The organism is Myxococcus sp. AM010 (assembly GCF_013372585.1).
Taxonomy (GTDB): domain Bacteria; phylum Myxococcota; class Myxococcia; order Myxococcales; family Myxococcaceae; genus Myxococcus; species Myxococcus vastator.
Genome location: NZ_JABXEO010000032.1, coordinates 29,837 through 41,968 on the forward strand (window position 1 = coordinate 29,837; position 12,132 = coordinate 41,968).

General features: G+C 72.5%; 9 protein-coding genes. 6 read left to right on the forward strand and 3 right to left on the reverse strand.

Going from position 1 to position 12,132, the window contains the following annotated elements; translation table 11 throughout:
* Positions 1–80 precede the first annotated feature (80 nt).
* From HV826_RS16700 to HV826_RS16720, 5 genes are all read left to right on the forward strand, one after another.
* On the forward strand, positions 81–1,730 hold the full coding sequence (locus HV826_RS16700) for a mechanosensitive ion channel family protein (protein ID WP_176418022.1): 1,650 nt from the start codon (positions 81–83) through the stop codon (positions 1,728–1,730).
* A gap of 107 nt (positions 1,731–1,837) precedes the next feature.
* Positions 1,838–2,509: a DUF4142 domain-containing protein gene (locus tag HV826_RS16705; RefSeq protein ID WP_176418023.1), complete on the forward strand. Its 672-nt coding sequence runs from the start codon at positions 1,838–1,840 to the stop codon at positions 2,507–2,509.
* A 67-nt stretch (positions 2,510–2,576) separates the two neighbouring features.
* On the forward strand, positions 2,577–3,530 hold the full coding sequence (locus HV826_RS16710) for a hypothetical protein (RefSeq protein ID WP_176418024.1): 954 nt from the start codon (positions 2,577–2,579) through the stop codon (positions 3,528–3,530).
* Between the two features lie 22 nt (positions 3,531–3,552).
* Positions 3,553–4,311 carry an ATP-binding cassette domain-containing protein gene (locus HV826_RS16715; protein ID WP_176418025.1) on the forward strand — a complete coding sequence of 253 codons (759 nt, stop codon included), beginning with the start codon at positions 3,553–3,555 and terminating at the stop codon, positions 4,309–4,311.
* Complete coding sequence (locus HV826_RS16720) at positions 4,308–5,813, forward strand: glycine betaine ABC transporter substrate-binding protein (RefSeq protein ID WP_176418026.1); 1,506 nt, start codon at positions 4,308–4,310, stop codon at positions 5,811–5,813. The genes HV826_RS16715 and HV826_RS16720 overlap by 4 nt, the downstream gene beginning before the upstream one ends.
* A gap of 19 nt (positions 5,814–5,832) precedes the next feature.
* On the opposite strand, the gene HV826_RS16725 is transcribed toward HV826_RS16720, so the two are convergent.
* From HV826_RS16725 to HV826_RS16735, 3 genes are all read right to left on the reverse strand, one after another.
* On the reverse strand, positions 5,833–6,210 hold the full coding sequence (locus tag HV826_RS16725; RefSeq protein ID WP_176418027.1) for a DUSAM domain-containing protein: 378 nt from the start codon (positions 6,208–6,210) through the stop codon (positions 5,833–5,835).
* Between the two features lie 384 nt (positions 6,211–6,594).
* Positions 6,595–7,566, reverse strand: coding sequence for a COX15/CtaA family protein (locus tag HV826_RS16730; protein WP_176418028.1), 972 nt, complete (start codon positions 7,564–7,566; stop codon positions 6,595–6,597).
* A gap of 456 nt (positions 7,567–8,022) precedes the next feature.
* Entirely contained in the window at positions 8,023–10,956 is a 2,934-nt protein-coding gene (locus HV826_RS16735) for a sigma-54 dependent transcriptional regulator (RefSeq protein ID WP_176418029.1), read from the reverse strand.
* Positions 10,957–11,053: 97 nt separating this feature from the next.
* Here HV826_RS16735 and HV826_RS16740 point away from each other — a divergent pair, with 97 nt between their 5' ends.
* Positions 11,054–12,130: a hypothetical protein gene (locus HV826_RS16740; RefSeq protein WP_176418058.1), complete on the forward strand. Its 1,077-nt coding sequence runs from the start codon at positions 11,054–11,056 to the stop codon at positions 12,128–12,130.
* Positions 12,131–12,132 lie beyond the last annotated feature (2 nt).

Here is a 12,132-nt window from a genome sequence, read left to right on the forward strand (position 1 = left end):
GACGCGGACCCTGGACAGCCCGTGTCGTTCGTGATTGTTGGGAGTCAAATCATCTCCCTTCCGCCTTTGAAGGAAACGACATGCGCCGTCGCCTTGCCCTGCTCCTGATGTTGCTGCTGCCCCTGCCGGGGTTCGCGCTGAACGGAGGGCTGGGCGAGCCCCCAGCGGATGTGGACCGGCGCACGCCCATGGCGACGGCGGCGGGCTTCCTGGACGCGGCGCACGCGCGGGACGCGGCGCGCGCGCCCCACTACCTGTCGCTGTCCCACCTGCCGCCGGAGCAGCAGGCGGAAGAGGGGCTGCGGCTGGCGCGGCGGCTGGTGTTCGTACTGGACCGGATGCTGTGGCTGGACTTCTCGAACATCAGCCAGAAGCCGGAGGGGGACCCGGCCGACCCTGTCTACGACTCGCTGGGACAGATTCCGCTGCCGCGCGGCTCGGTGGACATCCGCCTGCAGCGCGTGGAGAGCCCGGAGGGGCCCGTCTGGGTGGTGAGCGAGGACACGGTGCGCGCCATCGACACGCTCTTCACGGTGTACGGCTCGCCGGTGCTGGAGAAGCTGCCGCCGCTGCTCTTCGTGCGGCCGGTGTGGGTGCTGGAGCTGTGGCAGTGGCTGGGCCTGGGGCTGCTGCTGGTGGCCGCGTGGCTGGCGGGCCGGCTGGGGGAGGCGGTGGCGCTGCGGGTGGGCTCGCGGGCGACGGGCATCACGCAGTCAGGCTGGGACGACCAGCTGGTGGCGGCGGGGAAGGGGCCCTTGCGGCACCCGGTGGCGGCGGTGGTGGTGGCCTCCGGCACGCGGATGCTGCTGCTCCCTCCGCCCGCGCAGCACCTGGTGGACCTGGTGGCGCGCTCGCTCGTCATTGCGTCGCTGGCGTGGTTCCTCATGCGCTTCGTGCGGCTGGCGGCGGGCTTCCTGGAGCACCGCGTGGGCGTGGAGGGCTCGGACGTGGCGCGCGTGCGCGGCCTGCGCACGCAGCTGGCCGTCATGCGCCGGGTCATCGAGTCCACCGTGGTGCTGGTGGCGGGCTCGCTGCTGCTGCTCCAGTTCGAGGCGGTGCGCAACGTGGGCGTGTCGCTGCTGGCCTCCGCGGGCATCGCCGGCCTGGTGCTGGGCCTGGCCGCGCAGAAGTCCATCTCCACGCTGCTGGCGGGCATCCAGCTCTCCATCACCCAGCCGGTGCGCATTGGCGACACCGTCATCGTGGAGAACGAGTGGGGCTGGGTGGAGGAAATCACCCTCACGTACATCGTCGTGAAGGTGTGGGACTTGCGCCGGCTGGTGGTGCCGATGAGCCACTTCCTGGACAAGCCCTTCCAGAACTGGAGCAAGGTGTCGCCGGACATCCTGGGCACGGCGGAAATCTTCGCGGACTTCCGGACGGACGTGCCGGCCGTGCGCGCCGAGCTGCGGCGCATCTGCGAGACGGACGGCGCCGCGCTCTGGGACGGCAAGGTGTCGGGGCTCCAGGTGACGGACTGCACCGAGCGGACCATGAAGCTGCGCGCGCTGGTGAGCGCGGCGGATTCGGGCAAGCAGTGGGACCTGCGGTGCCTCGTCCGCGAGAAGCTCATCGAGTTCCTCCAGAAGCAGCCGCATGGCCTGCCGCTGCTGCGCGCCGAGGCCACCCACGCGAACGTCCAGGACGGCGCCGCCGTCACGCTGGGCGTGGTGCCGCAGAGCAGCCCCGCCGGTGCCAACGTCGTGGCGCCGGCCAGGCGCCAGGACTGAGCGTCGTGTCCACGGGGCCCCACGGGGAGGCCCCGCCGGGCAGGCCGTGTTTGCCGTGAGCGCCATGTGAGGCCCACCTTCGGACATCGCTTCGTCGGGAGGTGGACATGGTTGGAAGGCTTGGCAGAGCAGGCGGCGCGGCGCTCCTGGCGGCCCTGTGGGGCACGGGCCCCCTGGTGGGGCTCACTGGCCGGGCCCAGGCGGCCCAGGCCGGGCAGGCGCGCGAGTCCCTGTCGGAGCGGGACCTGCTCCTGGCGCGGCTCGCCCTCTTCGACGCGACGGCCATCGCGGCGGGCAACCTGGCGCTGGAGAAGTCGGCCAACCCGCAAGTGCGGCAGTTCGCGCTGCGGCTGGTGGAGGACCACCGCCGGCACCTCCAGGCCTTGAAGGCGTGGGGTGGCTCGCCGTCCATGGACATGGTGGTGGCGGACCTCACGCAGCCCCGGGACACGGCGGGGATGGGCGGCTCGGGGAGCAAGGACGGGGGGCTCATCCCGGGGCCGAGTCTGTCCATGCAGCGCGCGGACGCCCGCCTGGTGCAGGCCGTGGCGTATGCCCAGCAGCACCTGGAGGTGCTCCGCGAGGCGCAGGGCCGGGACTTCGACGAGGCCTTCCTGAAGCGCGTCGTCGATGACCAGGAGGGCGGCCTGCGGCTCGTGAAGCAGGCCCACGCGACGTACAAGGGCGATGCGGCCTTCACCCTCATGCTCGACAGGACAGGCAACCTCGCGGACCGTCATCTGCAGCGGGCTCGGGGACTGGAAGAGTCCTTCGAGTGAACGCGCCGTCCCGGCGACTGACTTGCCGGGTTGACGTGACGAAGCGGGGACGCCTAACTCCGGCGGCATGAGGACCGCCGCGAGGCTGCTGTGGCTGTATCTGGCTGGAGCCTTGTGCTCGTGCGCCGCGCCCGCGTCTCGTGTGTCGCCCGTGGCCCCCGAGGGCGCGACGCCCGTGGGGCCCTTTCTTCCCGAAGCCCGCGCCTTGTTCGAGGGCTGCACGCTGGTGCCGGACCGGGCCGACTCGCGGCGCTACCGCTGCGACGGCGTGACGGTGTGGCTGACCGAGCGGGAGGGCATGACGCCCGAGCAGGCCCTGCGGGAGGCCCGGGCTCGAATCACCGAACGACTGGGGCCCGGTGCCACGGTGGTGGAGGAAGCGCTGCCGCTGGCGGGAAGTCCGTGGCCCTCGGTCCGGGGGGAGGCGTGCGAGGCGGAGGCCTGTCGCGCCGCCGGGTATGCCTCCGCGGTCACCGGGGCGCTGGGGCGGGTGCGGCAGCTCGGGTGCGTCGTCGGCGCGCCCGTGCGGCCCCTGCTGGCGCGCTGCCTGGAGCTGCTCGAGTCCCTCGCCTCGAAGGGCAGCCCTGAAGGTGAGACGCTGGGACGCGAGGCGCTGCTCGTCCCGCCGCGCCTGCCGTGGCGGGCCCTGGCCGTGCCGGACGGTTGTCAGCTCGCCGCGTCCACGGCGCGCGCGGGACGCATCCGCTGCGAAAGGGCAGCGCTGTCGTGGAGCCTCCATGAGCCGGCCCAGGCCCAGGTGACGGAGCGCTGGCGCTCGCGGAGCGTGGCGGAGCTGGTGGATGCGCTGCCGGGCGCGGGGCCCGTGGAGGAGGTGCCCTGCCGGCTGGAGAACCTGGACACGCGCTGCGCGCGCTTCACGGTACCCTCTCCCGAAGGGCCGCTGCGCGTGTGGGCCGCGGCCGTGACGTGGGAGGACCGGGCGCTCTTCGCCGCGTGCAGCCACCTGGCCTCCGAGCCGCCGTATCCCGCCGTCTGCAACGGCGCGTTCACCCTGCCTTGATGCCCGCGAAGGACGACACCTCGTGTACGAGCTCCAGGACGTCTCCAAATGCTACGGGGCCTTGCAGGCCTTGCATCCGCTCAGCTTGAGCCTGCCGACAGGGCGCACCACGGTGCTGCTGGGGCCCAGCGGCTGTGGCAAGTCCACGCTGCTGCGGCTGCTCAACGGGCTGCTGCCGTGTGACACCGGACGCGTCCTCTTCGATGGCGAGCCGCTGCCCGCGGGGGGCGAGGCGCTGCTCGCGGTGCGCCATCGGGTGGGGTATGCGCTCCAGGGGGGCGGCCTCTTTCCGCACCTCACGGGCGAGGAGAACGTCACCCTCATGGCGAGCCACCTGCGCTGGCCCGCGGCGAAGACGCGCGAGCGGCTGGACGTTCTGGTGGAGTTGACGCGCTTTCCCACGGACGCGCTGGCGCGCTACCCCTCGCAGCTCTCCGGCGGTCAGCGTCAGCGGGTGGCGCTGATGCGCGCGTTGATGTTGGACCCGGACGTGTTGCTGCTGGACGAGCCCCTGGGCGCGCTGGACCCCCTGGTCCGTCACGAGCTGCAAGGTGACCTGCGCGGCATCTTCGCCCGGCTGCGCAAGACGGTGGTGCTGGTGACGCACGACCTGGCGGAGGCGGGCTTCCTGGGGGACAGCATCCTGCTCATGCGGGAGGGCCGCGTGGTGCAGCAGGGACGGCTCGCGGATTTGGAGGCGCGGCCCGCGGAGGCGTTCGTCACCCGGTTCATCCAGGCGCAGCGGCCCCTTCCCGGCGGCGGGATGGGAGGCGAGGCGTGAGGGGCGTGTGGCTCCTGGTGTCGCTGCTCGTGTGCGCGTGTGGCGGGGCGTCCGCGGCTGGGGACGGCGTGCGCGTGGGCTCCAAGAAGTTCACCGAGTCCGTCATCCTGGGAGAAGCGGCGGCGCAGCTCGCGCGGAGCACCGGTGCGCGGGTCACGCATCGGCGGGAGCTGGGCGGCACGGCCGTGCTCTGGGAGGCGCTGCGCCGGGGAGAGCTCGACGTGTATCCCGAGTACACGGGCACGCTGCGCCAGGAGTTGCTGTCCGGGCGCCACCTGCCGGACGACGCGGCGCTGCGTGCGGCCCTGGCCGAGGCGGGGTTGCGGATGAGCGAGCCGCTGGGCTTCAACAACACGTATGCGCTGGGCATGAAGGAAGCGGAGGCTGAGCGGCTGGGCATCCGTCGCATCTCTGACTTGCGTGCCCATCCTTCGCTGCGTCTGGGTTTCAGCAACGAGTTCATGGACCGCGCGGACGGCTGGCCCGCCTTGCGAGACAGCTACGCGTTGCCGCAGCGGGACGTGCGCGGGCTGGACCATGATTTGGCGTACCGGGGCTTGGAGAGCGGGTCGCTCCAGCTCACGGACCTGTACTCCACTGACGCGGAGATTGAAGCCTACGGGTTGCGCGTGCTGGAGGACGACCTGCGCCACTTCCCCGCGTACGACGCGGTGCTGCTGTATCGCGACGACCTGGAGGCGCGGGCGCCCGAGGCCCTGGCCGCGATGCTGCGTCTGGAGGGCCGCGTGTCCGAGGAGGCCATGGTGAAGCTCAACGCGCGGGCCCGGCTGGAGCGTGTGTCGGAGGGGCGCGTGGCCTCGGGCTTCCTCGCCACGGCGCTGGGTGTCAGCTCGGAGGTGCGTGGGGACGGGCTGGCCGCCCGGGTGTGGAAGCGGACGCGTGAGCACCTGTTCCTGGTGGGGGTGTCGCTGCTGGCGGCGGTGGCGCTCGCGGTGCCGTTGGGCGTGCTGGCCGCGCGGCGGCCTCGGCTGGGGCGGGGCGTGTTGGGGTTGACGGGGGTCATCCAGACAGTGCCGTCGCTGGCGCTGCTGGTGGTGATGATTCCGCTGCTGGGGATTGGCTCGCGTCCGGCGATCGCCGCGTTGTTCCTCTACAGCTTGCTGCCCATTGTCCGGAACACGGCGGCGGGCCTGGCGGGAATCCCGCTCGAGGTTCGCGAGTCCGCGGAGGCGCTGGGTCTGCCCTCGGGGGCGCGGCTGTGGCGCATTGAGTTGCCCATGGCGGCGCCGTCCATCCTGGCGGGCATCCAGACGGCCGCGGTCATCAACGTGGGCACCGCCACGCTGGGCGCGCTGGTGGGCGCAGGGGGCTACGGCCAGCCGATTCTCACGGGCATCCGGTTGGATGACGTGCGGCTCATCCTGGAGGGCGCGGTCCCCGCCGCCGCGCTGGCGCTGGTCGCCAGTGGCCTGTTCGACGTCGTGGAGCGCGTGGTGGTGCCGCGGGGGCTGCGGCTGGGCACGGCGGCGCGTTCGCGTTGATGCCTGGGCGGGCTTGTCGTCAGGGCTCGCCGAGGGCTTCAAGCTGGGCTTGGGCGAGCTCTCGATAGAACGAGACGACTTCAATGGCGAGCAACTCGATGAGCGGCGCGCGTGCTCCGTCCAAGCCGCCCGCCTCCTGTCGTCTGGTCGCTTCGGTCAGCGCTCGTGACAGTCGCCATAAGCCTTCACGGATCCGCTTTGTGACTTCTCCGAGCAGCTCAGAGGCGCTCGCGTTGCTTTGGAACGCCAGGGCGACGGCGTCGGGTGTGATGGCCACGTTGGATGCGGCGTCAATCAGGCGCGCACGGGGTTCGTCCGTGAGCGCAAGCGGTTCGCCCATGTCGTTGACGCGGCGGTTGAGCTCCCGGATGGCGTGCCAAGTGCGATGCACCGGCATCGGAGGCCTCTTGCGCTTTCTGCGGCTGCAGTCTTCATGGGGCCACTGCCGTTGCCCTTCGCAGTACCGGAAACAGGCATATCAGTCGCCGTCCCATGTCGGCTCTTTTGATGCCGGCACTGGACATATGTGTTCAGGCAGTGTTCACGCCGGCCGTCGTCGGCGTCTCCTTGAGCCGTGGTACTGGTTTGGTCCATGGCGGCATCCAGGGCCCCGACGTACACGGCGGCTTCCGATGCGGTGCCGTCGGCGCAGGACGCCAGGGCGTAAGCGTCGCGGTGGTCTGTGTCACGGCGGGTGCCGCTGCCAATGGCGCTGCTGGAGCAGCCTGCGCGCGCTTGTCCACCAGTGCTTGCTCCGACCTCTTGAACGGGAGTGGTTTGCTCAAGCCGGCTCGGCGCTCGAAGCGGGCGACGTCTCCGCCACCACCCGCGGCGCATCCGCGGCCAGTCCCCCCGCGCACAGCACCACCACCGCCATCCACACGAAGTCCGCCAGCAGCAGGTGCACGAGCTGCATCCACACCGGCGCCAGCAGCAGCAGGTTGGTGACGCCCGCGCCCAGCTGCACCGCGTAGAGCACGGTGATGGCGGACGCCGCGCGGCGCACGTCCTCCGACGGCCGCGCCCGCGCCACCCACCGCGACGCCAGCACCAGGAATGCGCCTACGCTCACCGCCAGCAGCGGGTGCAGCACCCGCAGCTTGATGAGGATGTGCGCCGTCTCTGAAACATCCTGACGCAAACCCTCCGCCAGCGAGGTGGACGGGAATAGCGTGTCCCCCAGCGCCGCGATGGCGCCGCTCACGCCCAGCACCAGCAGCCCCAGGAGGCTCAGGCCCATCAGCGCGCCCGGCAGCCCCTGACCCCTCAGTCTCAACGGGGCCCGCCCCCGGGAGAACCAGATGACCAGCGTCTGCGCGCCCACCAGCAGGAAGGTGTTCACCAGGTGCACGCCCATCCACAGGGCCCGGCCCACGGAGGCGTTGTCCGCCACGTACTTCAGCAGCACGATTCCCGCGCCGACGAGCGCCTCCGTCATCATGAAGAACAGGGCCCAGGCCGCCGCGCTCCGCACCGGGTGGCCCTGGGCGTGCCCCCTCCGGGCCCAGACGAAGAGCGCCACCGCCAGAATCATCGCCAGGCCGCTCGTCAGCCGGTGCGTGTATTCAATGAGCGTCTGGACGCTGGGGGCTCGGGGGATGACCTCGCCGTTGCACACCGGCCAGTGGTCTCCACATCCGGCACCCGAGCCCGTGGCGCGCACGAAGGCACCCCACAGAATCACGACCAGCGTGAAGGCAAGCACCCCCAGGCTGAAGGCCTGGAACCGGCGGGACGAGGCAGCGTGGGTCATCGCGCTCCCCATTAACCCACTTCCACCTCCGCCGCTGTCCCACACGCCCCTGGAGCGCTCACCCTGGCCATCAGCGAGGCTGCTCGGCTGTCGGGTCGGCTGGACATCCAGTGTATCCGGAATGATTCAGATGGATGCCGTGGTGCATCCATTGGATATGCCCGCCCCCTGTCCGGCCGCGCGGATGATTTCCATTTGAGTCAATCACCCTCCCGGGCATTGGCACGCCGGGTGCTTAACACCTCCGACAGTGCATCCGGTGCCGCGGTGGGCGCCGGAGACACGCACCTTTCGCATGAGGCCGCTTCGGTGGCCTCGGCACCCCGGGCCGGAGTTTCCCCCCTCTCCGACCCGTGGGTGTGTTCTTCCAGGGGCACGCACCTCTGGAGCCGCTTCCCACAGGGGTGTGGGGAAACAGGGCGGAGCGCATCGCGGGCTGGGGAAACTCCTCTGACTTCAGCCCGCGATGCGCATCTGCTCCGCGCCCAGCACCGCGGGGAACGGCCCGTAGGCCATGGACCGCTCAATCACGTTCCGCAGCTCGCGCACGTTGCCGGGCCACGGGTGTGACATCAGCGCGGCGATGGCGTCCGGCCCCAGCCGCGGCGGCTCCAGCCCCTGGGGCGTGAGCTGCCGGACGAAGTGCCGGGCCAGCGCCACCACGTCCTCGCGCCGCTCGCGCAGCGGGGGCACGCGCACCGGCACCACCTGGAGGCGGTAGTAGAGGTCCTCGCGGAAGCGGCCCTCCCGCACCAGCTGGCCCAAATCCCGGTGCGTGGCCGCCACCACCCGCACGTCCACCTCCACCGGCCGCATCTCCCCCAGCGGGAAGACTTCGCCGTTCTCCAGGAAGCGCAGCAGCTTGGGCTGCACCTCCAGGGGGAGCTCGCCAATCTCGTCCAGGAACAGGGTGCCGCCGTGCGCGGCGCGGATGACGCCCGGGTGGTCCGTGGCCGCGCCGGTGTACGCGCCGCGCCGGTAGCCGAAGAGCTGCCCTTCGAAGAGGTCCCGGGGCACCGCGGCGCAGTTGAAGGCCACGTAGGGCCGCTGCGAGCGCGCGGACAAGGCGTGCAGCGCCCTCGCCACCACCTCCTTGCCGGAGCCGGACTCGCCCGTGACGATGACGGTGGCGCGGCTGGAGGACAGGCTCGCCAGCTCCGAGCGCAGCCGCCGCATGGCGGACGACGCGGCGATGAAGCCGGGCACGTCCGCGTCCCGCACGTCCGCGTCGTCACTGGCCAGGGCGGGCACGTCCACCTGGGCGAAGCCCCGCAGGGCGGCGACCTCCAGCGCGAAGCCACCCATCCGGGACAGCGCCGTCAGCAGCGCGCGGCCGTCCGAGGGCAGGTGACCCGCGACGCCCAGGCGGAGCCGCCGGCCACAGCCGTCCCCGAACTCCACGGCCTCGGTGGCGGGCACGGAGGCGTCGCCGCAAAGCGGCGTGGCCCGACCCTGCGAGTCCAGCTCCTCCAGCCGGGGCGCGCCGTGGGGGAAGAGCCCCTCCACCACGGCCAGCAGCTCACGCTGGATGAGGGGCGCGCCCATGCCGCGCACCGACAGCCGCTCGAAGGGCACCACCAGGGCCTCCGCGCCCAGGCGGGGGGCGCCCTCGGCTTCGCGGGCGGTGGCGTGGGGCGCGCGGACGGCGTCGTGCACGAAGTGCTGGTGGTGCACCACCATGCCCACGCGGTGCAGCTCCGCCTCGCTGGCGGCCAGCAGCTCGCCGGCGGCGGGGTCGCCCTCCATCCGCGCCAGCAGCGCCAGCAGGTGGCGCGTGTAGACGGTCATGCACAAGTCGCCAGTGAGGCTGAAGGTGCCCAGCGCGGCCTCCAGCAGCGACCGGGCCTCCGCGGTGCGCCCGTCCAGGACGTGCAGCAAGGCCTCGAAGCGGTGGAGCAGGGCGGAGTGCCACGCGGACGGCATGCGCTCCAGGAAGGCGCGCGCCCGCCGCAGCAGCACCCGGCCCTCGTCGCGCTGGCAGGCGTAGACACGCGCATATGTCTCGTACAGCAGGCACTCGCGGCGCAGGTAGGGCCAGCCGCCCAGCTCCATGGCGCGCTGCCCGGCCGCGGCGAAGCCCTCCGCCGCGCGAGCCGCGTCGCCCTCGGCGAGGTCGGCCAGCGACTCCGCGAACTGGGCATAGGCCCCGGTGAGGGCCCGCTGGATGGTGCCGTCGTAGGCCGTCAGGTGCCGCGACAGCTTGCGCAGGCCCGGGTACCGGCCGCTGAGCAGGTACAGCCGCGCGCGCGTCACCGTCAGGTACAGCGGCGTCCAGCGCAGCTCCTCCACCACCGCGTCCCCTTCATCCAGCACGGCCTCGGCTTCCGCGAAGCGCGCCAGCCGCAGCAGGGCCTCGGCCTCCGCGCGCGCGGCGAAGATGAAGGAGAAGCCGCGGACCATGCGCCCGCCATACGCGGCCTCCCGCGCGCGGCGCACCAGTTGGAGCGCCTCGGACGGCTCGCAGGCCTCGTCCAGCCGGCGCTGGGCCAGGAAGGCCAGGTTGCGCGCCTCCAGGAAGGCGTAGCCCATCCGCGCCGCGCCTTGCGCCACCTCGCGGAAGCGGCGCGTGGCCAGGGTGGCCTCGCCGCGCAGGGCCGCCTCGTGGGCGCAGGCGTCCTCGGCGAGCAGCCGCAGGGCCGGGTCCTTCACCCCCACGAGCGCATCCGCCAGCCGCCCCGAGCCGTGGGTGATGCGCTCCGCCTCGCCCAGGTAGAAGCCGCAGGCGACCTCGGCCATGCGCAGCTGGCAGCGGACCTCCGGGTCGTCGTGGTTGGCCAGCAGCGCCTCCGCGCGCGCCACGTACGCGGCGGACTTGTTCGCGTCGAACAGCTTCCCGTCCGGGGACGCGTAGAGGGTGGCCGCCATGGCGAGCACGCGCAGCTCCACCTCCTCCGGGAGGATGCCGGCGTCGGCGAAGGCCAGGTGGGGCAGCAGCGTGGTGAAGGCGCCCCGGCTGTCCTCGCGGCCCCAGCGCTGGAGGTAGGCCAGGCCCACCGCGGCCATGGCCCGCGCGCCCGCGGTGCGCAGCAGGCCCGAGGCCAGCAGCGACAGCAGCTCTTCCTCCGCGGCCCGCCACTCGGCCCGCGTCAGGTGGGTGACGCTGGAGAGGATGCGGGCCAGCTCCTCGGGGTGCAGCTCCTGCCGCTGGGACGCGGAGACGGCGGGCGTGGGGGCTCCGCCTCGCGCGGCGAGCTGGCGGAGCGCCACGGCCACGCGGCCTCGCGGACGTCGGGCCTGGGGGGCTTCGCTCGGCAGCTCCCAACGGTAGACGGTGAGAGGGGTGACGCCCAGCAGGCGGGCGAACGCCGCGCGGCTCTGCTCACCTCGCAGGGCGCGGATGCTCTCGGGTTCCCACCCGGCGCTCTCCGCCTTCTCCTCCGGTAACTCCACGGCACCTGCCCCCTTTTTCGCCCCCCCGCCAGGGCACATTCTCTACGGAGTTTCCCAGGACGAATGCAAACGGTTGAGCATTTCCGTTTGTTGCACGCTGCATATGCAGCAGGCGACGAATGGCGCGCTTCCCCTCCCTGAGGGGGCGTGTCGTCGTTATCGTCACCCCGTGCCTCGCGGACGTTCCCAGCCTCCGGTTTCCCCACCCTCCGGTCTCCAACATGAACGCCTGCTCAGGTTGGAGGACGCGCTCTCGGAGGGCCGCGCGCGTGAGGACGCGGCGGTGGAGGCCTGGGTGCGCCGCACCGGGCAAATGCCGCCCCGGAAGGTTCGCCGGAAGTGGGAGAAGCAGTGGCGGCGGGAGGCGAAGCGCGCCGCCCGCCGCGCCGAGCGGGAGGCGCTGTCCAGCCGCTCGCGCAACCCCGCGCGGGGCGCCGCCTATGTCACGGCGTCGATGACGTGTGTGTTGATTGCCCTGGCGCAGCCCCGCCGACTGTGGTGGCTGATTTTCGTGGCCCTGGGCTTCTTCCTGGCGTCGTTGAAGCACCTGGAGCGTCCCCGGCGTGACGAGGCCCGCGCGCGCGACGCCGGAGCGCCGGAGCGGGCGCCCGGGGGTGGCTTGGAGGTGGACGCCCGGGTGGCGAAGGTGGATGCACTCTGCGACCGGCTGATGGAGGCCCTGCGCGAGGGGCCCGCGGTGCTGCGCGAGCTGGTGCATGCGCCGGAGCGCACGGTGGAGGCCCTGCGGCAGGGCTGTCATGCCTTGGTGCGCCGCGAGCGGGAGCTGCGGGCGCTGGCGCCACCGGATGAGGCCCAGCGGCTGGATGCCGAGCGGGACGCGCTGGCCGCGCGGGTGGCCTCGGAAGAGGACGCGGTGGTGCGGGAGCGGCTGGCCGGGGCGCTGGCCGCGCTGGAGGCGCAGCGGCGTCAGCGCGCGGAGCTGGCCACCGCGGCGACGCGGCTCGAGGCCGAGCACATGCGCCTCTACTACACCCTGGAGGGCCTCTACGCGCAGGTGCTGCGGGTGCGCTCGGCGGACACCGCGGGCGAGGACCTCGCCGGGCTGGGGCTGCGGCAGAGCGTGGAGCAGCTCGGGGCGGAGGTGGAGGCGGTGACGCAGGCGCTGGAGGAGGTCCACGGCGCGCCCGGCGGTGGCCGGACGCGGACGCGGTAGCT